This is a genomic window from Tautonia plasticadhaerens, from assembly GCF_007752535.1.
Taxonomy (GTDB): domain Bacteria; phylum Planctomycetota; class Planctomycetia; order Isosphaerales; family Isosphaeraceae; genus Tautonia; species Tautonia plasticadhaerens.
The window spans coordinates 2,183,457-2,208,965 of sequence record NZ_CP036426.1 but is presented as its reverse complement, the minus strand read 5'-3'; the positions used below and the strand labels follow the sequence as shown (position 1 = coordinate 2,208,965).

Below are 25,509 nucleotides of genomic sequence, written 5' to 3'. Positions count from 1 at the left end.
TCGGGTTTGCTCGGGGTCAGGGGGTGGTGATGGTGATCCGGTCCAGCTCGGCGGGGTCTCGGCCCTCCCGGCGCCAGGATTCGGCGAGCATCGCCTCCCAGCCGGGGACGGGGTCGAGGACGACCAGCGATCCCCTTCCGGGCCCGAGCCCGGCCGACCAGCCTTCGAACCGGTTCGGGTAGGTCGGCAACGGCACGCCGACCACCCGACCGCCGGAGAGGAAGGCGACGCGGTAGACGTCCCAGTAATCGCCGTAGATATGGGTCGCCTCGGAGGGGATCCGGAACCAGTCCTGCCCGACGACCCGGCCGCCCGGCGCCCGGACCGGGATGACCAGGTCCGCCCAGGCGTCGGGGCGGAGGCCGCCCGGCGTCTCTCGGTTCGGCACGAGCCGCCCGTCAACCCAGCCGAGCCCGAGGTACCAGCCCGCGACGCTCGCGGTCATCGAGGCCCCCAGCAGGATCGCCAGCGCCGGGGCCGCGACGCGGCCGAGCACCTCCCGCCCCGCGATCGTCCTCATCAGCAGCCCGAACCCGACGGACCAGGGGACGAGCAGGAAGATCAGGTATCGATAGTTGTCCGAATTGAAGATGTTCCGGTTGACCAGGAACGCCGCCACGATCAGCGCCGCCGAGCCGAGCAGCCCCCCCGCCACCGCCCGGCCACCGGGATCTGCCCCCCTCGTCGCGGCAATCGCCAGCCGGGCGACCGAGGCCGAGAACAGCCCGAGCGCCAGGAGCGCCGTGAAGACCGCGTGGGGGTGGGAGGCGACCCGGCCGGGACGGGCGGGGAGGGGACGCCCCGTCCCGCTGAGATCCTCCGGCGTCGCCCGCAGACTGGGCAGCTCATGGCCGGCGATCAGCCGGGGGAGGCATTCCAGGGCCAGGATCCGGGCGTGCTCGGCCAGGACCTCGGGTTGGAAGACCGGGGAGAATTGCTCGTTGTAGGGGTCGTGCGGGTCGACCCGACGGCCGATCTCACTCGGGACCGCGCCGATCGCCAGGCCGATCACGAACGTCAGCGCCGCGAGGATCCCGGCCTTCGACCGCCCCCGGGACCACCACGACGCGACCGCCGCCGGCACCAGCCCGGCCAGGGTGAACGCGAACATCGCATCCAGATACAGGCCGAGCCCGCACCAGAGCCCCAGCAGGCCCGCCCGCCTCGAACCTCCCTTCGAGAGGCAGGCCACCATCCCCAGGAACGCGGAGGCGTGCCAGGCCAGCGTCAGCAGGTGGCCGCCGGTGATCCGACCCGAGAGCCAGACGGTGCCGACCGAGGAGAAGACCAGGGGGACGATCGCCCAGCACGCGACCGAGGGCCCGAACGCTCGCCAGGCCAGGAGGAACGTCGACGCCACCACGATCAGCCAGGCGACCGTCCCGCCGCTGACCAGGGCGATCGGCCCGGCCCCCCCGATCATCGCCTGGGGGTACGAGAGCAGGACCGGCAGGATCCCCATGTGGGGGGTGCCGGGATAGTGCCACCGCCATCGGCCCTCGACGGCGTCGAGCAGGGTCAGGCCGTCGACGGCGAGGTCGCTGTCGAGGTGGTCGGCGGCGAGGAGGATCAGGGGCACGCGGATGGCCGCGGTCCAGATGAGCCCGATCGCCAGCACGAGCCAGGGCCATCGTGGGGGTCTCGGTCCGGTCGTCGGGGGCGGGTTGGTCATGGGATCGGGCGAGCGGGGCGGGGCGATCGGTCTGGTGCGGCCGGGGGCGGGGCGCCCGGGACCGGGACGCCCGGCGGACGAGGGGCGACGGTCGGGGCACGGGAGGCGGCGGCGATCCCGTCGGGTCTCGGCCCGGGACCGGGGCGACCGCAGGGGAGGCCAGGAGCCGCCGTCCCGATGCCGGGAGCCCGGGTCGTTGGCCGCCGATCAGGGCGACCGGCGGCCGGGCCCCCTGCCCTTGCCCTTGCCCGCGTCCCGGCGGCGGTCCCGCCGGGGGGGTCCGGCGGACGGGTCGGCGATCGTCTCGCCGAGGCGGAGGGTGGCCATCACGATGTCCCAGACCTCCCGGCATCGGGGGGCGTCGTTCTCCCAGTAGTCGAAGGTGATCAGCGGCTGGATGTCCCGGCAGCGGGCCAGGCACATCCGGGAGAAGGCGGGCCGGGCCTCGTTGGGATCCATGAAGCGGACCTCGGCCCAGGAGACCTCCGTCCTCCCCCTCCGGAGGGAGACGACCTCGCCCCGGTCGAGGATGAACCGGGAGTCGTCCTCCAGCAGCTTCTCGACCAGGGGCGTCAGCGGCAGGCCGCTCCAGTCGACCTCGGGATTGAGGTAGAAGACGGTCATCTGCAGCGTGCAGTCGTCGTCCGGGGGCTGCCGGTCGTGGAGCTTGAGCGATCCCTTCTCGTCGGGGACCACCACCCAGTCCTCCGGGTAGTCGAACCGGACGGCGCCCCGGTCGGCGACCAGGACGTTGCAGCCCTCCCGGGCGGTCCAGCCGTGGCCGTCCTGGAGCGGGAGCGTCTTCTTCTGCCACTCGGCCATGGCGGGCGGGCTCCGGGGGGGGCGGTGCGGGGCGGGTCAGTCGAAGAACTCGGCGACAAGGCAGCGGAAGCCGGGGAGCTCGGGGAGGCCCTCCACCGCGTCCCGATCGGCGAGGACAATCGGCACGGGGTCGTCGGCCCGCTCGATCCGCAGGGCCCGCCGATCCGGGTACAGGACCCAGACCATCGGGATCCCGGCGTTGAAGTACTCCGCGATCTTCTCCCACATCTTGCCGGGGCGGTCGCTCGGGGAATAGACCTCGACGACGAGATCCGGGGCGAGCGGCGGGATGCCGGGCCCGGCCTGCCCCCGGGGCCACCGGGCGTTGCTGTAGTAGAGCACGTCGCCGCCCCGGACCGAGTCGGGATCCCTCCCGGTGAGGACGGCGGTGTCGTTGCTCAACGGATAGCCGTGTCCGGTGTCCCGGCCGAACTTCGCCAGGACGAAGGTCGCATTCGCAGACACGAATCCATGCCAGCCGCCAGGAGGGGTCACCTCGACGATCTCCCCTCGGACCAGTTCGTGCATCCCCTCGCCGAGGTCCATCGCCATGAACTGCTCGGCGGTGATGAGCTTCGGCTTCGCCTCGGTCGCCATCGGTCGCCTCCTTCGGCGAGGGGTCGGCTGGTCCGGGGGAGGGTGTCGGGCCCGATCAGACGGCGCCGGCCATGGCGTCGAGCTGGAGGACGGAGCGGCCCTGCTCCTTGGCCAGGTACTCCCGGCCCTTCTTGATCCGGATCAGGTCCCAGGGGAGGACCTCGTCGACCCCCCGTTGGCGGTGGACGTAGAAGTCCAGGTCGATGCCGAGGTCGGCGAAGGCCTGCCACCAGAGGTCGGGCCGGAAGTGCTCCCGCCAGGCGTCGAGCCGGGCGCCCCGGCGCCAGGCCTCCTCCAGGGCGGGGGCGAGGCGGCGGTCCCCCCGGGTGAGGACGCCTTCGAGCATGCTCGTGTCGATGTCGTGGCACTTGATCCGGACCGATCGCATCGACACCTTCGACTTCAAGTAGCGGTGTGCCCACTCGAAGTACTCGCGCCGCTGCATGCCGTTCCACTGGTAAGGCGTGGCCGACTTGGGGACGAAGTTGGAGACGCTGGCGGTGACCTCGGTGTAGCGGCCGGTCTCCTCCTTGCCGATCCGGGAGATGATCTCGGCCATCTCGACGATGCCGTCGAGGTCGACCGGACGCTCGCCGGGGAGGCCGCACATGAAGTAGAGCTTGACCTTGCGCCAGCCGCGCCGGAAGGCCTCCCGGCAGCCGTCGTAGAGGTCCTGGTTCTTGACGGGCTTGCGGATCTGCTCGCGCATGTCGTCCCGGGCGACCTCGGGGGCCAGCGTCAGGCCGCTGCGGCGGCCTTCCTGCAAGAGCGCCGGGATCTTCTTGAGCATCTCGGTGATCCGCAGGCTGGGCAGGGAGATCTTCACGCCGAGCGGCGTGAAGACCTCGCTCATCCGGGTCACCAGCTCCTCGAACTTGGGGTAGTCGCTGGTCGAGAGCGAGAGCAGGCTGATCTCGTCGTAGCCGGTGTTCCGGTAGGTCTCGAGTGCGGCGTCGACGATCGTGTCGACGGTGCGGTATCGCAGGGGGCGCTTGAGGGTGGTGCTCTGGCAGAAGCGGCACTGCCAGGGGCAGCCGCGCATGATCTCGATGGCGATCCGGTCGTGGGCCGTCTGGACGAAGGGGACGACCGGGGAGGTCGGCAGCGGGGAGGCGTCGAGGTCGGCCTCGACGCACTGCCTGATCGAGTCGGGCACGTCGTCCCGGGTGCGGGCGGTGTCGACCTGGACGCCGTCCTCGTTGTAGATCGGCTCGTAGAAGCGGGGGACGTAGGCCCAGTCGACCCGGGAGGCGATCGCGGCGAGCTTGTCGTCCCGGCTCATGCCATTGCCCTGCATCGCCTTCCATTGCTCGCAGACGAACGGCAGGCTCGGCTCGCCGTCGCCGAGCACGAACAGGTCGATGAACGGGGCGATGACCTCGGGGTTCTGGCCGCCTGGGCCGCCGGCGATGACCAGGGTGTCGTCCGGGCCCCGGTCCTCGGCGTGCAGGGGGATGCCGCCGAGGTCGAGCATGGTGAGGATGTTCGAGTAGCTGATCTCGTACTGGAGCGTGAAGCCGAGCACGTCGAACTCGTGCAGCGGCGTGAAGGTCTCCAGGCCGTAGAGGGGGACCTCGTGCGATCGGAGGGCGGCCTCGAAGTCGGGCAAGGGCGTGAAGGCGCGCTCGCAGGCCCAGCCGGAGGCGTTCATGATGCCGTAGAGGACCTGGAGCCCGTGGTGGCTCATCCCCATCGCGTAGGTGTCGGGGAAGGCGATGCAGACGGAGCCCCGGGCCTCCCGGTGGTCCTTGCGGACGCTGTGCAGCTCGCCCCCCAGGTACTGGGCGGGCATCTGGACGTTGGGCAGGATCCGGGAGGTGACGCGGTCTTTCAGGGCCGTGTTCAGCATCGTATTCTGGCTTCGCGACGGTCCGGGGGGGCGCGGCCCGGGGGCCGCGGGCGGAAACGGTCCGGGGGACGGGCCTCGGCCCTCGGGGGTCGGTCCGTCCTCCCGGGCCGCACCCCCTCATCTTAACCGGCCCGGCCCGGGATTGGACAGTTCCCCATCCGGGCCCCAGGGGCCATCGGCCCGGGCGGAGGGGCGTCCCGTCGCCCCCGGCGCGACATGTGCATTTGCTCGACCGGCCGGGCGGAGGGCGTCGTCGCCGTCCGGGGGCCGAGGCCACGAGGGCTCGACGCGATGGAGATGCTCAAGAACCTGCCGATCCGGATCTGGGACGCCCTGCGGTCGAGCCTCTGGTTCGTCCCGGCGCTGATCGTCTCGGCGATGGTCGTGCTCGCGGTCGTGCTGGTGTATGCCAACGGGACGGTGGACGAGGAGGTGCTCGGCCGCTTCCCCCGGCTCTTCGGGGCCGGGGCGGAGGGGTCCCGGGGGCTGCTCACGGCGGTCGCCTCGTCGATGATCTCGGTGGCCGGCGTGACCTTCTCGATCACGATCGTCGTGCTGTCGCTGGCCTCGAACCAGTATTCGCCCCGGATCCTCCGGAACTTCCTGAGGGACCGCTTCAATCAGTCCGTCCTGGGCATCTTCCTCGGGATCTACGCCTATTGCCTGATCGTGGTCCGGACGATCCGGGCCGACGGCGACCCGTTCGTCCCTTCCCTGGCAGTCCTCGGGGGGGTGGTGCTGGCGTTGTTCGGCGTGGGGGTGTTGATCGCGTTCATCCACCACATCATCGCCTCGATCCAGGCCGGGCAGATCATCTCCGAGGCCGCCTCGGAGACCCTGGGGGCGATCGACCACCTGTTCCCGGAGCCGATCGGCGACCCGTTCCCCGAGGGGGAAGACCCGGGGCTGAGCCGGTTCCTCGGCCAGACGGCCTGGCTGCCGATCCCGGCCCGGCGTTCGGGATACGTCTGCCGAGTCGACGGCGAGGCCCTGCTCGGGCTGGCCGAGCGGGTCGGGGCGGTCGCCCGGGTGGAGTACGCCCCGGGGGACTTCTGCGTCGAGGGCATGCCGCTGGTCTCGCTCGCCTTCGTGCCCGAGGCCCGCGCCCCCCTGTCCGAGGCGGAGAACCGCCGGGAGCTGTTCCGGCGCCTGGAAGACGGGCCCCGGGGCGACGAGGCGAAGGTCGACCTGGTCGCCGGGAAGGTCGACGCCCTGTACATCCTGGGGAAGAATCGGACGGTCGGCCAGGACGTCGGGTTCGGCATCCAGCAGGTCGTCGACGTGGCCCTGAAGGCCCTCTCGCCGGGGATCAACGAGACGACGACGGCGATCTCCTGCATCCACTACCTGGCGGTCATCCTGTCCCGGCTGGCCTCCCGGAAGGTCGGCACCCGGGGGCGGGCGAGCGACGGCAAGCTGCGGGTGATCGCCGAGCGGCCCTCCTTCGAGGGCCTCCTGGATCAGGCGTTCGACGAGATCCGCCGCAACGCCGAGGGCAACGTCTCGGTCCTCGACGAGCTGCTCGTCGCCCTGGGGACGATCGGCACCTTCTCCCGGGACGCCGACCGCCGTCGGGCCCTCCGGCGGCACGTCGTCGAGATCGCGGCCGTGGCCGATCGGAGCGTGGCGGCCCCGTCCGACCGAGGGGGGCTGGAGGCCCGAATTCGTCGGGCCCTCGTCGCGCTCGGGGACCCGGACGGCGGGGACTGGTCGATGGGAGGGGAGCCTCCCCGGCACGCCCAGGACCAGGGCGCCGGCGCCCTCGCCGGGCGAGGCTGAACCCGCCCCGGGTCGTCGGCCGTCGGCCGGGATCGTATGATGAAGGGTGGCCGGATCGGCGGGCGTCGAGGTGACGGACCGGATCCGTCGGGGGAGCACCTTGCCATGACCCGGATCGCCCTGCTCGGGCTCGTCCTGATCCTCCCGACCGGCTGCGACGGCGGGCCCGATCGCACCCCGACCGCCGAGCCGGTCGAGTATGACGACCCCGGCGTGACGGCCGGGGGCGGGCCGGCCCCGGTCCGGGAGCAGTCGACCCGGATCGAGATGCATTGACCGGACAGGGAAGCGGAGCGGATGCCGTGTCGGATGGGTTGCCCCTGGTGGCGTTGACGATGGGGGACGTGGCCGGGGTCGGCCCCGAGGTGATTGCCCGGGCCTGGCCCGACTCCCCCCTGAGGGACCTGGCCCGGCCGGTGGTGGTCGGCAGCGCCGGGGTGCTGGGCCGTGCCGTCTCGGCCTGCGGGATCGACGCCGAGGTCCGGGTGATCGGCCGTCCCGAGGAGGCCGAGCCGACGGACCGGGTCATCCCCTGCCTGGAGGCGACCGGGGTCGACGCCTCGGCCGTGCCCCCGGGGGTCGTCGACGGCCGGGCGGGCCGGGCGGCGTATGACTTCCTCGTCGCCGCGATCGACCTGGCGATGGCCGGGAGGGTCGACGCGATCTGCACGCTCCCGCTGAACAAGGAGTCCCTGAACGCCGGGGGCGTCCCGTTCCCGGGGCACACGGAGATCCTGGCCGATCGCTGCGGGGTGCCCCGGCATGCCATGATGCTGTACCTGCCGCCCCCGATCGACGGCCCGGGGGGGCTGGGGGTGGTGCACGCGACGCTCCACGTCGCGCTCCGGCGGGTGTTCGACCTGCTGACGGTCGACCTCGTCGCCGGGAAGATCGCGCTGGCCGCCGAGGCGATGCGGCCGTTGCTGGGGGGGAGGACGCCCCGGGTCGCGGTGGCCGGCTTGAACCCGCACGCCGGCGAGCACGGCCTGTTCGGGGACGAGGAGCAGACGATCATCGCCCCGGCGATCGAGCGGGCCAGGCTCGACGGGGCGGTCGTCGAGGGGCCGATCGCGGCCGACACGCTATTCTCCAGGGCGCTGGCCGGCGAGTTCGACGCGGTGGTCGCCATGTACCACGACCAGGGGCACGTCGCGCTGAAGACGATCGGCTTTGACCACGCCGTGAACGTGACGCTCGGGCTGCCGATCGTCCGGACGAGCGTGGCGCACGGCACCGCCTTCGACATCGCCTGGCGGGGCAAGGCCCCCCGCACCGACAGCCTGATCGCCGCCGTCCGGGTGGCCGCGAGGCTCTCGGGGGCGAAGGCCCGGGGACCGGTCAGCGTCGGATGAGCCGGACGGGCATCCAATCCGTCTCGATCGGCTCGGGCCAGAGGGACCGGACGTCGGGGTCGGCCCAGCCGAGGTCGGCGTCGGGCACGAGGACGGCCCGGAGGCGATGCTCCCCGGGGCGGTCGAAGGCGTCGGGAGGCAGGCCGTCCACCGGGCCGATCGGGATCTCGACCACGCCGGGCGCCTGATCCTGGCCGGAGAAGACGACCCGACCGGCGGCGAACCGGCCGGGGATCCCCTCGAATTCCAGCTCGATGCGATGGGCCAGGTCGCTGGCCAGCGGCACGTCGAGCCAGATTGCCGGGGGATCCCTCATGACGAACGGCCCCGGCAGGTCCAGGAAGAGGGCAGAGTCGTCCTCCGGCATCGCGTCGTCGAGCCGGATCGCCGAGGCCAGGGCGGCCCGCTTCCCCTCGTCGGGCAGGGTGAACAGGGCGTCGGCGTCGAGCCGGGGATCGAACTCGAAGCTGAAGGGGGCCTGGGGCGGCGCAACCTCCCAGCGAGAGGTGAGCCGGGGGCCGGTCCTGGCCGTCGCCTTCAGGACCAGCCGATGGGGGCCATTCCCGGGGAAGTCGGCCGGGTCGAGGGTGAACGAGGCGACCCCGACGCCGGCCTTCCAGTCGCTCGGCAGTTCGAGGGCGGCCCGCTCGGCCCCGGCGATCCGGTGCGACCACTCCAGGTCATCGGGGCCGATCCCCGGGCCGCCACCGATCAGGAAGGGCAGGCCGTAGCGGACCTCGATCGGGATGGGGGCCCGCATTGCCCGGGGATAGCGGCGACGGGCCCGCCAACGCACGTCGAACCCCCGGGCGACGACCGCCTTCTCCTCCTCGGGGATCAGGTCGTCCCGACCCCAGATGACCGCCAACGCCCGGCCGGCGGCCTCCCGGACCTCGGGCGTCTTCCCCTCCGAGAGCAGGCGGAACAGCTCGATCAGCCCGGCCCGGCCGTGGCCGGCGGCGTCGAGGACCTCGGCCGGCGAGACCCCCGGGGCGGCCAGCCGGTCGGCCGCCTTCCTCGCCTTCGAGGCCGACAGCAACCGTCGCCCCCCGCCGATCAGCACCGCCGAGCCGAGCACGAACAGCACGGCCGTCCTCGGGTCGGCCAGCCATCCCCAGCCCGACCCGCCTCCCCCCCGGTCCATCGCCTGGGCGAGCAGGTTCGGGACGCCCTCGCCCATCTCGGAAGCCCATCGACCCATCGACCGGGCCCTCCTGCGCGTGCTCGGAGCCTCGATACATCAGCCCGCTCGGGACGAAGGAGCATTCTAGGGACGGCTGCCCCCGATGGTCAGGGTGCTCCTCGGCCGACCTCGCCCCGACCGACCGCCCGGTCGATCTCCCCCGGGGTCGGGAAGCCGAACCGCTCCAGGTCGAGGACCAGGGCGGCGGCGGCGGAGGCGCGACGGGCGGCGAGGCGGACCAGCCCGGGGTCCGCGGGGCCGGGCGACCATCCGGAGTCGAGCAGGGTGCGGAGCAGCGTGGCGGCGAAGCACTCCCCGGCCCGGTTCGTGTCGCGGGGGGAGTGGGCTCGGGGGAAGGCCGGTTCCCGGTGCTCCCGGGTTCGCCCCTCGGGATCCCGAAAGCGGATCAGGGCGCCGTCGGGCCCGTCGGTGACCGAGACGAGGGGCAGCCGCCCGGCGACCTCGTCCCGATCGGCCAGGGACTCCCACTCCCGACGGTTGCAGCAGAGCACGTCGAACCGGTGGGCGAAGGACGACACGGGGAAGGCGGCGTCGGTCATGTTCCGGAGCGTCGGGGCGAAGACGCGGACGTGGGCGTCGACGGCCCGCAACGCGGAGGAGGCGAGGGGATTCGTCAGCGAGGCGACGACCAGGAGATCCCGGCGCCCCCCGGTCGGCCCGGGGTAGGCGTCGAGGCGGGAATGGCAGCCCCGGAAGCCGATCGGCAGCTTGTCGCCGTGGGGGCCGCTGGAGACGAGGAGCGTCCAGTCGGCCCCGACCCCGGGGACCCGGGTCGGGTGGTGGGCGATCCCCTGGGCCCGGAGCATCCCGGCGATTTCGGCGGAGATCGGGTCGTCCTCCCCCCCGAGGGCGCTCACCAGTTCGCCGCCGAGGGCCGAGGCGTACCCGGCCCCCATGCCGCCGAGGTCGTCCAGCCAGGAGACGCCCCGGGCCCGGGTCCTCCAGGGGCCCGACCCGGGGGCGAGCGGCCGGTCGAGCCGGAGGATCGGGGAAAGCCGCTCGGGCCAGCCGCCCGGAGCTTCGATCTCGATCGTCCCGCCCTCGGGATCCTCCAGCACGATCAGTCCCTCGTTCGTCCCCCCCTCGCCCGGGAGGACCCCGACGCTCAGGTCGAGCGGCCCCCCGAGCCCGGGGGGGAGCAGGGGGCGATCGACCCGGAGGACCCGGTCGAGGTAGGCCGGGCCGAAGACGAGGACGCGTCGGGGCATCGCGGCGGCGCCTTTGCTGCGGGGATCGACGGGGGGCGAACCGGTCGCATCATCGGGGCGTCCCCTGATAGAGTGGTCCGATGCGCAACGACACCTCACCATCCTACCGAACGAATGAGATGAAGGACGCCAGCGTGCTCGAAGGAGCGGCCCCGGACGAGTTGGAACACCCCGTCGACAACGCCCCGGTGCGGTCGTTCTCGCACAAGGGGATGACGATCGAGGGCTATTCCCGGGCCGCCGTGCAGACCTACTGGCGGGTGCCGGAGCTGAAGCTGGGGTTCGACCTCGGCTTGCAGCCCTGGAGCTTCATGAGCACGCCGAACTGGTTCGTCTCGCACGCCCACCTCGACCACATCGCCGCGCTGCCGGTCTACGTCGCCCGGCGGCGGATGATGAAGATGGAGCCGCCGACGATCTACCTGCCGATCGACGCCGTCGACCCGGTCCACGCCCTGATGCGGGCCTACCAGCGGCTCGACCGGGGCAAGCAGGTCGCCAACCTCGTCGGCCTGGAGCCGGGGATGGAGGTGGAACTGTCCCGGGAGCTGGTCGTCTCGGTCCTGGAGACGAAGCACACGATCCCGGCGCTGGGGTTCCTGGTCTGGGAGCGCCGCAAGAAGCTGCTGCCGGAGTACCTGGAGCTTTCCGGCCCCGAGATCCGGGACCTGAAGCTCTCCGGCGTCGAGATCACCCGGGAGATCCGCCTCCCCCGGCTCTGCTACCTCGGCGACACCAACCCGGCGGGGCTGGACGCCAACCCGGACGCATTCGAGGCCGAGGTCCTGATCCTGGAGATGACCTTCGTCGCCCGGAACGAGCGGCCGGACCGGATCCACAAGTTCGGCCACATGCACCTGGACGACTTCGTCTCCCGGGCCGACCGCTTCCGGAACGACTGGATCATCGCCTCCCACTTCAGCACCCGGCTGCACCCGGACCTGATCCAGAAGATCGTCTCGAAGGCGTTGCCCGACGGGCTGAAGGAGCGGGTGAAGATCTGGCTCTGACCCGAGGGGGGAGGCCCTCACGTCGACAGCCAGACCCTCCCGTCCCGCACCTCGCAGTCGAAACCCGGGACGCCCCCCCCGCCCCCGGCGACGCACCGGCCGTCGTCCAGCCGGAAGCGCCAGTAGTGCAGCGGGCAGACCGCCGTCCCGTCCTCGACCCAGCCCGAGCCGAGCGAGCCCCCGGCATGCGGGCAGCGGTCGAGGATCGCGGAGAACCGGCCCCCGTCATTGAAGACCGCGACCTCCAGGCCCCGGATCCGGAACGTCCGTCCCTCCCCCTCGGGGATCTCGCCGACCCGGCAGACCGCCTCCCACCCCGCCATCCCCCGACCTCCCCCCGCACCCGGGAGAAAAACACGTGTCTACGAAACCCTTCGGAGTTGCCCGGCGGCCGTCCGCTCCGGTATCCTAGGACGATCGTCGGTGTCCGTCTCCTCCCCGATCGAGGATCGCATGACCTCCCGCCGCACGTTCCTGGGGAGCCTGGTCGCCTCGATGGCCGCGCCGATGGCCGGCTGCGGCGGCGGGATCGGCTCGTACCCGGAGGCGGTCTGGGGGATCCACGGGACGAAGCCGGGGTGGCTGCACAAGCCCCGGGTGGCGGCCTTCGACGCCGAGGACCAGCTCTACATCGCCGACCTGACCGACCGGATCCAGGTCTTCGACCGCGACGGCAACTTCCTCCGGCACTGGCGGACCCCCGACCTGAACATCGACGGCCCCAGCGGCCTGACGATCGACCGCCACGGACGGGTGCTCGTGGCCGACACCCATTTCTACCGGCTGTTGATCTACGACCGCGACGGCGAGTTGCTCTTCCAGATCGGCGACGGCGTGCAGGGCTCGACCCCCGGCCGGTTCGACTACCCGACCGACGTCGTGATCGACCGGGACGGCTGCTTCTACGTGAGCGAGTACGGCGAGAACGACCGGATCCAGGTCTTCTCCCCCGAGGGGGAATGGCTCCGCCAGTGGGGGGGCCACGGGCACCGGCCGGGGCAGTTCCTCCGCCCGGCGGCCCTGGAGATCGACGACCAGGACCGGCTCTACGTGGCCGACGCCTGCAACCACCGGATCCAGATCTTCGACACGGCGGGGGAGCTGATCGACGTCTGGGGTTCCCGGGGCGCCGGGCCCGGCCAGATCGGCTACGCCTATGACGTCGACATGGGCCCCGACGGCCACCTGTATGTCTGCGAATATGCGAATTGCCGGGTCCAGAAGTTCAGCGTCGACGGCGAGTCGCTGGGCACCTGGGGCCGGGCCGGCCGGGGGCCGGGCGAGCTGAACAACCCCTGGGCCCTGGCGGTGGACAGCCGGGGGGCGGTCTCGGTGATCGACTCGAACAACCACCGCGTCCAGCGGTTCCGCATCTAGCCCGGCGAGCGGGCGGCGGCCGGCGGCCCCGAGGCGGCGCCCCGGCCCGACCCTGGAGTGGACGTCCCATGCTCGACAGCCTCGGGAACCTCCGGCTCACCTTCTTGCAGCCCTGGTGGCTGCTGCTGATCCCCGTCCTGCTGCCGCCGCTGGTGCTCCTGAGCATGAGGAGCCTGGCCGGGCTGGGCAAGGCCCGCCGGGCGGCGGCGATCCTGCTCCGGGCGTCCGTGGTCTCGCTGATCGCCCTGGCCCTGTCCGACCCGCAGCTCGTCCGCCGCAACGAGTCCCTGACGACGATCTTCCTGCTGGACGCCTCGCGGTCCATCCCCGGCGACCTCCAGGCGCCGATGCTCCAGTTCATCAACCGGGCCATCGCCCAGCACCAGCGCCCCGAGGACCGCGCCGGCGTGGTCGTCTTCGGCAAGGAGTCGAAGGTCGAGAGCCCCCCGGCCCCCTACACCGAGACCCTGACCGGGGTGCAGAGCACCATCGACAGCGAGTACACCGACCTCGCCTCGGCGATGAAGCTGGCGCTGGCCACCTTCCCCGACGACACCGCCCGGCGGATCGTCGTGCTCTCCGACGGCAACGAGAACCGCGGCGACGCCTACGAGCAGGCGCTGGCCGCCGCCGGGCTCGACGTGCAGGTCGACGTGCTGCCGGTGGATTACAACTACGACCGCGAGGTCCTCGTCGAGAAGATCGCCCTGCCCCCCGACGTGAAGAAGGGCGAGACGGTGAACATCAACGTCGTCGTCCGGGCCGCCGCCCCGGCCCGGGGACGCCTGGAGATCTACCAGAAGGCCGACAACTCGACCGTGCCGATCGACACGCTCGACGACGTGGAATTGCAGCGCGGCGTCAACGTCTTCCGCCTCAAGCAGGAGATCACCGACCCGAACTTCTACACCTATTCGGCCCAGTTCATCCCCGAGGAGGGGCTCCGCCGCGGGCTCCGCGCCGACCGGGCCATGAACAACATGGCCGAGGGCTTCACCCAGTACCGGGGAGAGGCCAACGTCCTGCTCATCGAGGGCACCGCCAACGAGCACGAGGAGCTGGTCGACGCGCTTCGGGAGAACGAGCTGGCCGTCACCACCCTCGCCGCCGGGGACGTGACCGGGGCCGGGCTGGTGGGGGGCGACCCCTTGCCGACCGACCTCTCGGAATTGCAGAAGTACGACGCGATCATCCTCGCCAACGTCCCCAAGGACGCCTTCACCGACGCCCAGCAGGAGCTGATCGCCAACGCCACGCACGACCAGGGGATCGGCCTGCTGATGATCGGCGGGGAGACCTCCTTCGGCGCCGGCGGCTGGATGAACACGCCGATCGAGAAGGCCCTGCCGGTGGACATGCAGATCCCGGCACTGAAGGTGAAGGGCAAGGCGGCGATGGTCATGATCATGCACGCCAGCGAGATCCCGGAGGGGAACTACTGGCAGGCGGTCGTGGCCCAGGAGGCGCTGAAGACCCTCTCCAGCTACGACTACGCCGGGCTGCTGCACTGGCAGGGCCAGGAGTCGTGGCTGTTCACGCTCCGGGAGATCGGCGGGGCGAAGTCGGCGATGCTCCGGGCCATCGACCGCATGACCCCCGGGGACATGCCGGACATGAACCCGTCGTTGGCGATGGCCGGGCGGGCCCTGCGGTCGAAGCAGGACGCGATGTCCCGCCACGTCATCATCATCAGCGACGGCGACCCCACCGCGCCGACCCCCCCGGTGATCCGGCAGCTCAAGAACGCCAAGGTCACGGTGACGACCGTCCTGACCGCCGCCCACGGCAACGACATCCGATCGGCCACGGTCATGCAGCAGCTCGCCCAGCAGACCAACGGCCGTTTCTACAACGTCACCAACCCCAGGGCCCTGCCCCGGATCTACCAGAAGGAGGCCCGGCTCATCTCCCGCCCCCTCATCTTCGAGGGGCCGCCGCCGGCCTGGAACGTGACGATGGCGTACCAGAGCGAGCCCCTGCTGGGGCTGCCCCAGGACCTGCCGCCGATCAGCGGTCTGGTGCTCGCCAGCGTGAAGGAGAACGAGCTGGTCGAGGTGCCGATCACCTCGCCCAACCCCACCGGCCAGCTCAACCCGGTGCTCGCCCACTGGAACTACGGCCTGGGCCGGGCCGTCGCCTTCACCTCCGACGCCGGCCGCAAGTGGACGACCCAGTGGCCGGGCTGGGACAGTTACACCGCGTTCTGGTCGCAGGTGGTCCGCTGGGCCCTGCGGCCGGTCGACCGGGGGAACCTGACGGTCTCGCTCCGCCGGGAGGAGGGCCAGATCAAGGTGGTGGTCGACGCGATCGACGCCGAGAGCGACTTCCTGAACTTCCTCCAGTTCCAGGGGATCGTCAATCGCCCCGACCGGGCCCTCGACGCCCCCGCCGAACGGCTCGAACTGCAACAGATCGCCCCCGGCAAGTATGAGGGGACGATCGACAACGCCGAGGCCCGGGGCAACTACTTCGTCACCCTCGGCTACCGGGGGCCCGACGGCCAGCAGGGGGTCATCACCACCGGCCTCTCCGTCCCCTATTCCGACGAGTACCGCGACCTGCGCTCGAACCCGGTGCTGCTGGAGAGCCTGGCCGACGCCACCGGGGGCGAGGTCTTCCAGTGGGAGGCCGGCCCCGACGGCCGCCTCAGCGGCGACCGCACCGCGATGGCCGCCGACGTCTTCCGACGGGACCCCGACGTCCAGCCCCCCCGCAGCTACCGGCCGATCTGGCACTGGATGCTCTTCGCCGCGGCCCTGGTCTTCGTCGGCGACGTCGGAGTCCGCCGGATCGCCCCCGACTTCGAGCGGATCCGCCGCCACCTGGCCGACTCCTGGCAGCAGCTCCGGGGCCGGGAGGTGGCGCCCCGCGAGGAGTACATGGAGAAGCTCCGGAGCCGGAAAGCCGAGGTCGGCCAGCAAATCGACCGCACCCGGGCCGCCACCCGCTTCGAGGCTCCCACCGTGCCCCCGCCCCCCGGCGGCCCCAGCCCCACCGCCGACCCGACCGCGACCGGGGCCGCCCCCGATCGCCCCCGCCCCTCCGGCAACTCGGGCCGGGGGACCGGCCTCGGCCCCGACCGGCCGAAGGAGGCCCCGGGGGAGGCCGACACGTACACCAACCGCCTGCTCAAGGCCAAGAAGAAGGTCTGGGAGGAGCGGGAGCAGGAGAAGGGCAAGGAGAAGGGCGACGATCACGGGAGGCCGTCCTGATGGTCCGCCTCTCGATCTCGGGGCTGATGGGGCTGGTGGCGGTCGTCGCCCTGGGCCTGGCTGCCATGCGGTCCGGCTCGGTCCTCGTTTGCTCCCTGATCATGGGGATGGTGTTCATCGCGCTGGCGGTCGGCTCGCTCGGGGCGATGGTGCGACCCTCGCCGGCCGCCCCCTGGCGGGGCTTCGCCCTCTTCGCCTGGATCTACATCGCCTCGACGTTCCTCCGGCCCGAGCTGGGCTGGGGATCGGAGGACCCCTTGCCCTTCGGCGTCCCGATCGCCAGGGCGGCCGATCGCCTCCACCCGGCCCCCACCCGCCCCCCGGAACTGGACGACGCCAGGGTCCGCGCGATCCGATTCGACCGGGACGGCCAGATGATCGTTCCTCCCGGGCCCCGGTCGGCCGTCGGCCCCACGACCGCCGAACTCGAGGACGCCAAGCGTTATCAGGACGCGAAGGCCTCGTACACCGACGCGGTCATGGACCGGGGGAGGCGGGTCGAGCGGGCCACCCGGATCGGCCACGCCTCGCTGGCGGTCGCCTTCGGCATGCTCGGTGCGGTCGTCGGCCGGGCGATGGATCCACGGCCAGGGCCGTCGGATCGGCCCCCGATCGCCCCCCCCGTCCCCGAGTCCGGGGGGGCGCTCCGTCCGTTCGCCCGATCTTCCCCGGCCCCCTGATGAGATGGCATGAGGTGGGTGTTCCCCACCGCGACAGGCGAGTCCCCTGGCCCCTTCTCGATCGGTACCCCACCATGAGCGACTTCTCGACGAACGACACGATGGAAGCCCGGTCCGAGGACTTCCGATCGGCCTACAAGCGGGTGAAGGACGAGATCGGCAAGGTGATCGTCGGGCACGACGAGATCGTCCACGGCGTGCTGACCTGCCTGTTCGTCGGCGGCCACGCGCTGCTCGAAGGCGTGCCGGGGCTGGGCAAGACCCTGCTGGTGCGGACCCTCTCCGACGCCGTCTCGCTCGACTTCAACCGCATCCAGTTCACCCCCGACCTGATGCCGGCCGACATCATCGGCACGAATGTCGTGATGGAGACCCCCGACGGCCGCCGCATGTTCGAGTTCCAGCGCGGGCCGATCTTCTCGCAGATCGTTTTGGCGGATGAGATCAACCGGGCCACGCCGAAGACCCAGTCGGCCCTGCTGGAGGCGATGCAGGAGAAGTCCGTCACCGTCGGCGGCACGATCCACAAGCTGAAGGAGCCCTTCTTCGTGCTGGCGACGCAGAATCCGATCGAGCAGGAGGGGACCTACCCCCTGCCCGAGGCCCAGCTCGACCGCTTCCTGTTCAAGCTCGTCGTCGGCTACTCGACCCGGGAGGAACTCGTCACCATCCTCGACCGGACCACCCGGGGCGACAAGCCTCAGGCCGAGAAGGTGATCGACGGCGAGGCCCTCCTGCGGTACCAGGCGCTGGTCCGGGAGGTCATCATCGCCCCGCACGTGCAGGACTACGCCATCCGGCTGGCCCTGGCCTCGCACCCCGAGGGGCCGCACGCGGTCGACATCACCAACCGCTACATCCGATGGGGCACCAGCCCCCGGGGGGTGCAGACGCTCGTCCTCGCCGCCAAGGTCCGGGCCCTGCTCGACGGCCGCTACAACGTCAGCTTCGAGGACATCCGCCGCGTCTACCTCCCCAGCCTCCGCCACCGGGTCCTGCTCAACTTCGAGGCCCAGGCCGAGGGGGTGGAAGCCGACGAGGTGCTCCTGAAGCTCCTGGAAGCCGTCCCCGAGAAGGCCCAGGAGCCCGTCGCCGCCTGACCCGCATCGGCCTCCCCGAGCCCGAGCCGGCCCCGATCGACCGAAGCCGCACCCATGACCAGCCAGCACGACATCTACGACCCGCCCCCCTCCGGCACCTCCTGGCTGCCGCCGAGGAGCGAGCCGCTGCTGTTCACCCGGGGGGACCTGGCGTGCCTGCTGGTCCTGGGCCTGGTCGTGCTCGTCGGCGCCGGGGTCGCGTTCGCGTTCGAGGCGCTGCTGGGGGCCCTCGTGCTCGTGGGGGGGGCGTTGGTGGTGCTGGAGAGCTGGTACACCGCCCTCGGCTTCCTCTCCCGGAGGCCGACCGAGCACGCCTGGCAGCGGGTCGTCATCATCCTGGCGGCGCTGGTGCCCTGGCTCTTCGGGCTGGGCCTGTCGGCGGCGTTGATGATCGGGCTGTTCCTCCTGACCGACCTGGGTGCCTGAGCTGTCCGAAGGATCCGACGACCGGGAGCCTCCATGTCCACCGCCTCCTCGACCACCCCCCTGCTCGACCCCGAGTTCCTCCACAAGCTGGAGCAGCTGGAGCTGGTCAGCCGCAAGATCTTCGTCGGCCGCATGAAGGGGGAGCGGCGGAGCAAGCGGCGCGGCTCCTCGGTCGAGTTCGCCGACCACCGCAACTACTCCGTCGGCGACGACCTGAGGCACATCGACTGGAACGTCTACGGCCGGCTCGACAAGCTCTTCCTGAAGCTGTTCCTCGAGGAGGAAGACCTGCACGTCTACACGCTGCTGGACACGAGCCTGTCGATGGATTTCGGCGACCCGACCAAGCTCCGGTACGGCAAGCAGGTCGCGGCGGCGCTGTCGTTCGTCGGGCTGGTGAACCACGACCGGATCGTGCTGGACACCTTCAGCAGCGACCTGGAAGTGGGCCTCTCCAGCGTCCGGGGCCGGTCGCAGATGTGGCGGGTCGTGCAGCACCTGGACAACCTCAAGGCCAGCGGCTCCAGCGACCTGACCGCCGCGGCCCGGTCGTTCGCCATCAAGCACGCGGGCAAGGGGATCGTCGTCGTCATCTCGGATTTCATGGACAAGCGGGGCTACGAAGACGCCCTCCGCTACCTGATGGCCCGGAACATGGACATCTACGTCGTCCACGTCCTGAGCCGTGAGGAAGTGGAGCCGGAGATCGTCGGCGACCTCCGCCTGGTCGACTGCGAGGACGATGACGAGGCCGAGATCACCGTCAGCGCCCCGCTGCTGAGGCGGTACAAGGAGACGCTCGACGCCTACGTCGGCGGCTTCCGGGAGTGGTGCACCCGCCGCGGCATCGCCTACATCTTCACCACGAACCAGGCGCCGTTCGACAAACTTATTCTCAACTATTTGCGCGAGCGCGGGCTCGTCAAGTGACGTGACCGCGATCGCGGAGGTGCTCCCGATGCTGCCCGTGCCGCTGGCGCAGTCGAATCCCCTGGGGGGGCTGAACCTCCAGTTCGACCCGCCGGTCCCCTGGTTCTCCAGCTGGGGGCCGGTCTTCTGGTCGGTGCTGGCGGGGGTGCCCGTCACGATCATCCTGCTGTATTTCCTCAAGCTGCGCCGCAAGCCGGTCCAGGTGCCCAGCACCTTCCTCTGGAGGCGGAGCATCGAGGATCTGCACGTCAACAGCCTCTTCCAGCGGCTGAGGAAGAACCTGCTGCTGTTCCTGCAGCTGCTCGCCGCCCTGCTGGTGCTGCTCGCCCTGCTCGGCCCCCAGGTGAAGGGCAGCGCCCGGGTCGGCCAGCGCTTCGTGATCGCCGTCGACAACTCGGCGAGCATGTCCGCCACCGACGTCCGGCCGACCCGCCTGGAGCAGGCCAAGGGCCGGGCGCTCGACCTGGTCGACTCGATGGGCTCGAACGACCTGGCCATGGTCATCGCCTTCTCCGACTCCGCCCGGGTCGCCTCCACCTACACGGGCAACAAGGCCCAGCTCCGCGAGCGGATCGCCGCCATCCGCCCGTCCCGCACGGGCACCTCGCTCCGGGAGGCGCTCCAGGTGGCCGCCGGCCTGGCCAACCCCTCGAAGCAATTCGGCGAGGGGGAGGTCGCCTCCGAGGTCCAGGCCCCCCGGCTGATGATCTACACCGACGGCGGCTTCCCCGACGTCGAGGGCTTCAGCCTCGGCAACCTCGTCCCCGAGATCGTCGTCCTCGGCCGCCCCTCCGAGGGGGCGGCCCCGGCATCGGCCCCCGCCGAGGCCGAGGCCGAGGCCGGAGAGGGGGCCGATCCCGGGGCCGGGGACGGGACGAATACGCCCCCGTCGGACAACGTCGCCGTGCTCGCGTTGCAGACCGCCCGGAACGAGGAGCGGCCCGACCTGATCCAGCTCTTCGGCCGGGCCCGGAACTACCGGGATGAGCCGGTCGTCACCACCGCCCGGCTCTACCTCCACCCGCTCGACGCGCCGATCGGCGACGGGCGCCTCATCGACGCGGCCGAGGTCTCGCTGCCGGCCCGGTCGACCCGGGCCTTCAAGTTCGACGTGCCCGACCCCGGCGCCGTCGGCCTGGAGGTCCGGCTCGACGTCGAGGACGAGCTCGACCAGGACGACCGCGCCTTCGCCGCCGTCGGCCGCCCCCGGACGGCCCGGGTGCTCGTGGTCACCGAGCGGAACCGCTACCTGCTCAACGCCCTGACCACCGCCACCGCCGGGGACGCCGCCGAGGTCATCGAGATCCGCCCCTCCGAGCTGGAGAATGACGACGTCCGGCGTGCCCTGATCGCCGGGCTCTACGACCTGGTCGTCTTCGACCGGGTCGCCCCCGAGGAACCCCCGGCCAGCAACGCCCTTTACCTCGGCGTCATGCCCCCCGGCGAGGCGTTCGAGGCGGCCGAGGCCGTCGAGGCGCCGATTGTGCTCGACTGGGACATCGCCCACCCGATGCTCCAGTACGTCCGGGATCTCCCCCTGGTCCTGATCCGGGACGCCCTGATCGCCGAGCCCCCCCCCGGCTCCACAACGCTGGTCGAGAGCGACAAGGGGCCGCTGGCCTTCATCTCCCCGAGGGACGGCTACTCCGACGCGGTCATCGGCTTCTCGATCTACCGGGAGGGCGACCAGCTGAACACCGACTGGCACACCAAGCTCAGCTTCCCGGTCTTCCTCTACAACACCCTGCGCTTCCTCGGCAACGTCCAGGAGGCGCTGGGCGAGGAGGCCCACCGGCCGGGCCAGCCGGTCGTCCTCCGGGCCGACGCCACCGCCGAGCGCGTCACCATCGACCCGCCCGAGGGGCCCGAGGTCGACGTCCGGCGCTCCGACCTCGGCACGTTCGTCTTCAACGGCGCCGACGAGCCGGGCCTCTACCGGGTCTCCTGGGAGTCCGCCGACGGCGAGGCGACCAACCGCACGGTCTTCGCGGTCAACCTCTTCGACGCCCGGGAGAGCGACCTCGCCCCCCGGGGCATCCCCCCCGAGGGGGTGACGGGCCGGGCGGCCGAGCCCTACCTCATCAAGATCGGCTACACCGAGGTGGCCGGCACCCGGCAGTCGCGCCCGGCCCGGCTGGACCGCTGGTGGTGGGTCGCGCTGGGGGCCCTGGGGGTGGTCCTGTTCGAGTGGTACATCTACAACCGACGCGTCTACATCTGATGCCGGGCCGTCGAGTTCGGCACCGCCGCCGGCGTCCGGGCGGCCCGGTGGGCCCCGGGCACGGCCGGGAGGGCGGCGGCGGTGCGGAGGGTGAACCGGGAGATCTCGGGCGGGCAGTTGACCCGGATCGGGTGCTGGGCGGCGATCCCCCGGGAGACGTAGAGCAAGGTCGGCCCCAGCCGGAAGAAGCCGCAGTCGTACCGCCTGCTGTACCGGCTGGGGAGGATCACCGACCCGACGACCGGCAGGCGGTACTGGCCGCCGTGTGTGTGGCCGGAGAGGACGAGGTCCACCCCCCGGCGGGACGCCCAGCCGAGGGTGTCGGGCGAGTGGCTCAGCAGCAGCCGGACGTCGGCCTCGGGGGTGGCGGCCGGGTCGGGGAGCGGGCCCCAGGGGGCGGAGGTGCCGCCGACGGCCAGCCGGGCGCCGTCGACCTCGATCGCGGTCCAGGACGCCTCGACCACCGAGAACCCGGCCGACCGGAGCGCCTCGGCCGCGCCGACCGGTGCGGTCCGGTGGTCGTGGTTGCCCAGCACGGCGTACTGGCCCAGCCGGCCCCGGAATCGGGAGAGAAGCGGCCCGACCCGGTCGAGCATCGCCTCGTCGTCGACGAGGTCGCCGGTGAAGGCGACGAGGTCGGCCTCGAACCCCTCGGCCTGCGCCAGCATCGCCTCGAAGAAGCGGTCGGAATAGGCGGGGGTCAGGTGCAGATCCGTCAGGTGGAGGATCCGGAGGCCGTCCAGCGGGCCCGGCAGCCGGGGGCGGCCCAGCTCCCAGTCGGTCAGGTCGAGCCGGAAGCACTCGTTCCCGGGGATCCGGAGCCAGAAGGAATCCCAGGCGGGGCCGATCAGCTCGTCCTTCGGGATCGAGTCGGTCAGGTCGACCCGGGTCGACGTGCCCGAGACGCCCGTCGGGAGCCGCCGGAACCGCCTCGACACCGTGACGATCGGCAGGCCGACGGCCCCCACCAGGAGGCAGAGCCCGGCATACAGCCGGGCGACGGCCGGCCAGTCGCCCCAGGGCCGATCGAGCACCAGCATCGCCAACCCGACCGACACCGAGCCGAGGAACGAGACGCCGATCAGCTTGACCACCCGGGTCGGGTTCCCCTCGGGGATCCCCACGCCGTGCAGCACGTTGACCATCAGCACGGCGAGGCAGAAATGGCCCAGCGCGATCGCGGCGAGCATCGGCCAGTCGATCATGGTCGTCCTCGGGGTCGGGTCGGGACACGCGCCCGGGGGGGGCGACGGCCCCGGGCGTCGGCGGGTCAGGGCTCGGGGCGGTCGAGGGGGGGGGCGGGCGGGAAGCCGTCGGGGCCGGGGGTGGCGGCGGGGGCCCGGATCGCCTGCTCGACGGCGTCGATCAGCCGCTCGACGTGGAAGGGCTTGTAGAGCACCGTCCGCAGGCCCTCCTTGCGGGCCTTGACGATCGAGTGGGTGGGGTCGTAGCCGAACCCGGTCATCAGGATCACCGGGACCCCCGGCTGGACCTCCAGGATCCGTCGGAAGGCCTCGTAGCCGTCGAGGTCCGGCAGTCGGATGTCCAGCAGGGCCGCGTCGTAGGGGGTCTGCCGGGCCAGGGCGATCGCCTCCTGGGCGTCCCGGGCGGTCTCGACGGTCGCCCCCTGCTGCTCCAGCAGCTGGTGGGCCGCCCCCCGGATCGCCTCGTCGGCGTCGACGACCAGCACCCGGGCGTCGGCCAGGCGTTTCGGGGGCCGGGAGTTCCGGGAGTTCTCCGGGAGGACCGTCGCCCCGGCCCGGCGGACCAGGCCCCGGATCTCCCGGGCCCGCTCCAGCAGGTGGCGGAGGCGGTTGACGATGTCCTCGTCGTGGCCGGCGTAGCGGTCCAGCGCCGTGGTGGCGTCGCCGAGGATGTCGTCCAGCGGCAGGGCCAGCTCCCGGGCGATCGCCTCCACCGAGGCGGTCGCCGTGCTTACCTTCTCCGCCTCCAGCAGCTCCAGGGTCGTCAGGGCCGAGGCGATGTTCCGGGCGTAGATCTCCAGGTACTGCTGGTCCCGGAGGTCGAAGGCGTTGGGCTTGGGGCTCTCGACGTTCAGGGTGCCGATCACCGTGCCGTGCCGGACCAGGGGGACCGTCAGCGAGCTCCGGGAGTCGGCGGCCCCCTCCAGGTACCTCGGGTCCCGGGTCGTGTCGGAACAGAGATACCCCTTGCCGGTGGCGGCGACGAAGCCGGTCACCCCGTTGTCGGCCTCCGAGGCGTACAGCTGCCGGTCGGCCGCCAGGGGGGTCATCCCCTCGGTCAGCAGCGGGTCGAGCCGTCCGGAGGGGCGGAGCAGCCGGATCTCGATGAAGTCCAGCCCGAGCAGGTCGCGCATGTGGCGGACGATGTTGTACTTCAGCAGGTCGATCCGCTCGCTGACCCGGAGGTCCCCCAGCTCCTCGGGGGTCAGGTCGGCCAGCTCCTCGCCGGCCTTGTTGATGGCCCGGACCTTCTGCTCCTGGAGCACCTCGTCGGTGATGTCCCGGGTCAGGGCGATCAGCGACTGGAGCCCCCCGGAGGCGTCCAGGATCGGCGTGACGTTGAGCCGGAAGAAATTGCCCGTGCCCAGCTTGAGGATGCACCCGGCCGGGTGCTTCGTCCGCTCGGCCTGCGAGAAGGCGCAGAGGTCCGGCTCGCAGCGCTCGGGGTGGTCGAGCACCTCGAAGAAGGGCCGATCGATCGGGTCGGAGTCGATCGACGCGAGGTTGCGGAACTCGGGATTGTACCAGAGGATCCGCTGCGTCCCCGGCTCGACCACGGCCACGCCGTCGGCGATCGCCTCCAGGATCTCGTCGGACTGGATCAGCATCCCCGCCCAGTGCAGCGAGGAGAGCTGGGCGGCCGAGACGAAGACGGCGTCGAACCGCTGGTCGCGGAGCAGGTGCAGGGCCCGGGCCATGGTTCGGGCCCGGACGACCTCGCAGGAGTCGTCGAGCGGGAGGCGGGCCGGCGGCGCGGGGTCGGAGTCGCGATCGATGACCAAGACACGCGGCTTCTCGGACACGCGAGACGACCTCCTCGGCGCCGAGGCTCGAGCGGTTCGACACCGGGCGCTCCCGGACGCGGCCCGGCGCCCGGATCCCAGGGCCATCCTAACCGAGGCGGTCGGCGCCGGACAAGGCACCGAGGGTCCCGAGGGGGAGATCCCGACGCGTCCCCCGGGACGACCCGGATCGTGGGGGGTGGGGGCGGGATGCGTCGGGGCGGAGTCCCCCCCGGCCCGACCCATCCCGTCCCCGCCCCCCCACCCCAGCCCCGGCCCTCCCCCCGGCTTCCCCGACGCTTGACACCCCCGTCCCGGGGGGCGTAGCATCGGCCCCATCCCGATCGATCGACCGCCGAGGTCCGGCCATGTCCTCTCCCGACCGCCTGACCGCCCGAGAGGGCGGCCTTCTCGTCGTCGACCTCCAGTCCCGGATCCTGGAGCCGATCCGGTACGGCGACCTCGTCGTCGCCAACGCCGTCCGGCTGATCAAGGCGGCGCAGCTGCTCTCGATCCCCGTCTGGGCGACCGAGCAGTACCCCAAGGGGCTCGGGCCGACCACCCCGGAGGTGGCCGACCTGCTGCCCGACCGGCTCGCCAAGCTGACCTTCCACTGCTGCGGGGCGCCGGGAATCGTGGAGCAGTTCCGGGCCCGGGACGTGAGGCACCTGACCCTCACCGGCATCGAGGCCCACGTCTGCGTCTCCCAGACCGCCCTGGAGCTGATCGACCGCGGCTTCCACGTCCAGGTGCCGGCCGACGCCGTCGCCTCCCGGGGCAAGATCGACTGGGACGTCGCCCTCCGCCGGATGGAACGCGCCGGGGTGGTCGTCTCCACCACCGAGGCGGTCCTCTTCGAATGGGCCGAGACCGCCGAACGCCCCGAGTTCAAGGCGATCAGCGCCCTGGTCCGGGACTTCTCCTCGCCCCGAAAGCGCAAGGACCGGGAGAAGGACAAGGGGGAATTCAAGCTCCGGACCCGACTCCGGGACACCGACCCGGACGAGGATTGATCGGCGGGCCGGGGCCGACGCGCCGCCCTCGATCGGGACCGGATGGCCGAAGCTCGATGGCGCGGCCTCGG

21 protein-coding genes are annotated in these 25,509 nt (G+C 71.8%); 12 read left to right on the top strand and 9 right to left on the bottom strand.

From position 1 onward, the window contains the following. Positions 1 to 16: 16 nt before the first annotated feature. The 4 genes from ElP_RS08480 to ElP_RS08465 all read right to left on the bottom strand — a co-directional run bounded on the left by ElP_RS08480 (position 17) and on the right by ElP_RS08465 (position 4,940). On the bottom strand, positions 17 to 1,618 hold the full coding sequence (locus tag ElP_RS08480; protein WP_145268326.1) for a hypothetical protein: 1,602 nt from the start codon (positions 1,616 to 1,618) through the stop codon (positions 17 to 19). A gap of 261 nt (positions 1,619 to 1,879) precedes the next feature. Beyond that, the gene (locus tag ElP_RS08475) at positions 1,880 to 2,494 is read right to left on the bottom strand and encodes a hypothetical protein (RefSeq protein WP_145268324.1); all 615 of its coding nucleotides are present in this window, start codon (positions 2,492 to 2,494) and stop codon (positions 1,880 to 1,882) included. Between the two features lie 36 nt (positions 2,495 to 2,530). After that, positions 2,531 to 3,091, bottom strand: coding sequence for a Uma2 family endonuclease (locus tag ElP_RS08470; RefSeq protein ID WP_145268322.1), 561 nt, complete (start codon positions 3,089 to 3,091; stop codon positions 2,531 to 2,533). Between the two features lie 55 nt (positions 3,092 to 3,146). Further along, positions 3,147 to 4,940, bottom strand: coding sequence for a TIGR03960 family B12-binding radical SAM protein (locus ElP_RS08465; protein ID WP_145268320.1), 1,794 nt, complete (start codon positions 4,938 to 4,940; stop codon positions 3,147 to 3,149). Between the two features lie 291 nt (positions 4,941 to 5,231). Here ElP_RS08465 and ElP_RS08460 point away from each other — a divergent pair, with 291 nt between their 5' ends. The 3 genes from ElP_RS08460 (at position 5,232) to pdxA (ending at position 8,071) form a co-directional block, all read left to right on the top strand. Then, positions 5,232 to 6,719 carry a DUF2254 domain-containing protein gene (locus ElP_RS08460; protein WP_197446818.1) on the top strand — a complete coding sequence of 496 codons (1,488 nt, stop codon included), beginning with the start codon at positions 5,232 to 5,234 and terminating at the stop codon, positions 6,717 to 6,719. 105 nt (positions 6,720 to 6,824) lie between these two features. Continuing rightward, positions 6,825 to 6,995, top strand: a complete 171-nt coding sequence (locus tag ElP_RS37735) for a hypothetical protein (protein WP_197446817.1) — start codon at positions 6,825 to 6,827, stop codon at positions 6,993 to 6,995. 26 nt (positions 6,996 to 7,021) lie between these two features. After that, positions 7,022 to 8,071: a 4-hydroxythreonine-4-phosphate dehydrogenase PdxA gene (gene pdxA / locus ElP_RS08455; protein ID WP_231749575.1), complete on the top strand. Its 1,050-nt coding sequence runs from the start codon at positions 7,022 to 7,024 to the stop codon at positions 8,069 to 8,071. Here the strand turns inward: pdxA and ElP_RS08450 are convergent. After that, positions 8,058 to 9,272: a hypothetical protein gene (locus ElP_RS08450; RefSeq protein WP_145268318.1), complete on the bottom strand. Its 1,215-nt coding sequence runs from the start codon at positions 9,270 to 9,272 to the stop codon at positions 8,058 to 8,060. The genes pdxA and ElP_RS08450 overlap by 14 nt on opposite strands. Positions 9,273 to 9,361: 89 nt before the next feature. Further along, positions 9,362 to 10,483: a carbohydrate kinase family protein gene (locus tag ElP_RS08445; RefSeq protein ID WP_145268316.1), complete on the bottom strand. Its 1,122-nt coding sequence runs from the start codon at positions 10,481 to 10,483 to the stop codon at positions 9,362 to 9,364. 119 nt (positions 10,484 to 10,602) lie between these two features. Between ElP_RS08445 and ElP_RS08440 the strand changes: the two genes are divergently transcribed. Further along, positions 10,603 to 11,493 carry an MBL fold metallo-hydrolase gene (locus ElP_RS08440; protein ID WP_145268314.1) on the top strand — a complete coding sequence of 297 codons (891 nt, stop codon included), beginning with the start codon at positions 10,603 to 10,605 and terminating at the stop codon, positions 11,491 to 11,493. A 17-nt stretch (positions 11,494 to 11,510) separates the two neighbouring features. Here ElP_RS08440 and ElP_RS08435 read toward each other — a convergent pair whose 3' ends face one another. Next, positions 11,511 to 11,816, bottom strand: a complete 306-nt coding sequence (locus ElP_RS08435; RefSeq protein WP_145268312.1) for a Rieske (2Fe-2S) protein — start codon at positions 11,814 to 11,816, stop codon at positions 11,511 to 11,513. A gap of 130 nt (positions 11,817 to 11,946) precedes the next feature. Between ElP_RS08435 and ElP_RS08430 the strand changes: the two genes are divergently transcribed. From ElP_RS08430 to ElP_RS08400, 7 genes are all read left to right on the top strand, one after another. Next, entirely contained in the window at positions 11,947 to 12,870 is a 924-nt protein-coding gene (locus ElP_RS08430; RefSeq protein ID WP_145268310.1) for an NHL repeat-containing protein, read from the top strand. Positions 12,871 to 12,938: 68 nt separating this feature from the next. Further along, positions 12,939 to 16,082: a VWA domain-containing protein gene (locus ElP_RS08425; RefSeq protein ID WP_145268308.1), complete on the top strand. Its 3,144-nt coding sequence runs from the start codon at positions 12,939 to 12,941 to the stop codon at positions 16,080 to 16,082. Then, the gene (locus ElP_RS08420; RefSeq protein ID WP_145268306.1) at positions 16,082 to 16,762 is read left to right on the top strand and encodes a hypothetical protein; all 681 of its coding nucleotides are present in this window, start codon (positions 16,082 to 16,084) and stop codon (positions 16,760 to 16,762) included. Before ElP_RS08425 ends, ElP_RS08420 begins: the two co-directional genes overlap by 1 nt. A gap of 74 nt (positions 16,763 to 16,836) precedes the next feature. Continuing rightward, on the top strand, positions 16,837 to 17,862 hold the full coding sequence (locus ElP_RS08415; RefSeq protein ID WP_145268304.1) for an AAA family ATPase: 1,026 nt from the start codon (positions 16,837 to 16,839) through the stop codon (positions 17,860 to 17,862). Between the two features lie 54 nt (positions 17,863 to 17,916). Then, a complete protein-coding gene (locus ElP_RS08410; RefSeq protein WP_145268302.1) occupies positions 17,917 to 18,288 on the top strand; it encodes a hypothetical protein in 372 nt (123 codons plus the stop codon). A gap of 33 nt (positions 18,289 to 18,321) precedes the next feature. Then, positions 18,322 to 19,218 carry a DUF58 domain-containing protein gene (locus ElP_RS08405; protein ID WP_145268300.1) on the top strand — a complete coding sequence of 299 codons (897 nt, stop codon included), beginning with the start codon at positions 18,322 to 18,324 and terminating at the stop codon, positions 19,216 to 19,218. A 28-nt stretch (positions 19,219 to 19,246) separates the two neighbouring features. Beyond that, a complete protein-coding gene (locus ElP_RS08400; RefSeq protein WP_145268298.1) occupies positions 19,247 to 21,439 on the top strand; it encodes a vWA domain-containing protein in 2,193 nt (730 codons plus the stop codon). Here the strand turns inward: ElP_RS08400 and ElP_RS08395 are convergent. Together ElP_RS08395 and ElP_RS08390 are read right to left on the bottom strand one after the other, a co-directional pair. Then, positions 21,430 to 22,644, bottom strand: coding sequence for a metallophosphoesterase (locus tag ElP_RS08395; protein ID WP_145268296.1), 1,215 nt, complete (start codon positions 22,642 to 22,644; stop codon positions 21,430 to 21,432). The genes ElP_RS08400 and ElP_RS08395 overlap by 10 nt on opposite strands. A 65-nt stretch (positions 22,645 to 22,709) precedes the next feature. Beyond that, positions 22,710 to 24,446: a response regulator gene (locus ElP_RS08390; protein WP_145268294.1), complete on the bottom strand. Its 1,737-nt coding sequence runs from the start codon at positions 24,444 to 24,446 to the stop codon at positions 22,710 to 22,712. Between the two features lie 347 nt (positions 24,447 to 24,793). On the opposite strand from ElP_RS08390, the gene ElP_RS08385 reads away from it, so the two are divergent. After that, positions 24,794 to 25,438 carry a hydrolase gene (locus tag ElP_RS08385; protein WP_145268292.1) on the top strand — a complete coding sequence of 215 codons (645 nt, stop codon included), beginning with the start codon at positions 24,794 to 24,796 and terminating at the stop codon, positions 25,436 to 25,438. The last annotated feature ends 71 nt before the right edge of the window (positions 25,439 to 25,509 follow it).

Coding starts and splice junctions, on each gene's coding strand:
- ElP_RS08475 (WP_145268324.1), bottom strand. CDS start 2,494: ATGGCCGAGTGGCAGAAGAAGACGCTCCCGCTCCAGGACGGCCACGGC.
- ElP_RS08470 (WP_145268322.1), bottom strand. CDS start 3,091: ATGGCGACCGAGGCGAAGCCGAAGCTCATCACCGCCGAGCAGTTCATG.
- ElP_RS08465 (WP_145268320.1), bottom strand. CDS start 4,940: ATGCTGAACACGGCCCTGAAAGACCGCGTCACCTCCCGGATCCTGCCC.
- ElP_RS08460 (WP_197446818.1), top strand. CDS start 5,232: ATGGAGATGCTCAAGAACCTGCCGATCCGGATCTGGGACGCCCTGCGG.
- ElP_RS37735 (WP_197446817.1), top strand. CDS start 6,825: ATGACCCGGATCGCCCTGCTCGGGCTCGTCCTGATCCTCCCGACCGGC.
- ElP_RS08450 (WP_145268318.1), bottom strand. CDS start 9,272: ATGGGTCGATGGGCTTCCGAGATGGGCGAGGGCGTCCCGAACCTGCTC.
- ElP_RS08445 (WP_145268316.1), bottom strand. CDS start 10,483: ATGCCCCGACGCGTCCTCGTCTTCGGCCCGGCCTACCTCGACCGGGTC.
- ElP_RS08440 (WP_145268314.1), top strand. CDS start 10,603: ATGAAGGACGCCAGCGTGCTCGAAGGAGCGGCCCCGGACGAGTTGGAA.
- ElP_RS08435 (WP_145268312.1), bottom strand. CDS start 11,816: ATGGCGGGGTGGGAGGCGGTCTGCCGGGTCGGCGAGATCCCCGAGGGG.
- ElP_RS08430 (WP_145268310.1), top strand. CDS start 11,947: ATGACCTCCCGCCGCACGTTCCTGGGGAGCCTGGTCGCCTCGATGGCC.
- ElP_RS08425 (WP_145268308.1), top strand. CDS start 12,939: ATGCTCGACAGCCTCGGGAACCTCCGGCTCACCTTCTTGCAGCCCTGG.
- ElP_RS08420 (WP_145268306.1), top strand. CDS start 16,082: ATGGTCCGCCTCTCGATCTCGGGGCTGATGGGGCTGGTGGCGGTCGTC.
- ElP_RS08415 (WP_145268304.1), top strand. CDS start 16,837: ATGAGCGACTTCTCGACGAACGACACGATGGAAGCCCGGTCCGAGGAC.
- ElP_RS08410 (WP_145268302.1), top strand. CDS start 17,917: ATGACCAGCCAGCACGACATCTACGACCCGCCCCCCTCCGGCACCTCC.
- ElP_RS08405 (WP_145268300.1), top strand. CDS start 18,322: ATGTCCACCGCCTCCTCGACCACCCCCCTGCTCGACCCCGAGTTCCTC.
- ElP_RS08400 (WP_145268298.1), top strand. CDS start 19,247: ATGCTGCCCGTGCCGCTGGCGCAGTCGAATCCCCTGGGGGGGCTGAAC.
- ElP_RS08395 (WP_145268296.1), bottom strand. CDS start 22,644: ATGATCGACTGGCCGATGCTCGCCGCGATCGCGCTGGGCCATTTCTGC.
- ElP_RS08385 (WP_145268292.1), top strand. CDS start 24,794: ATGTCCTCTCCCGACCGCCTGACCGCCCGAGAGGGCGGCCTTCTCGTC.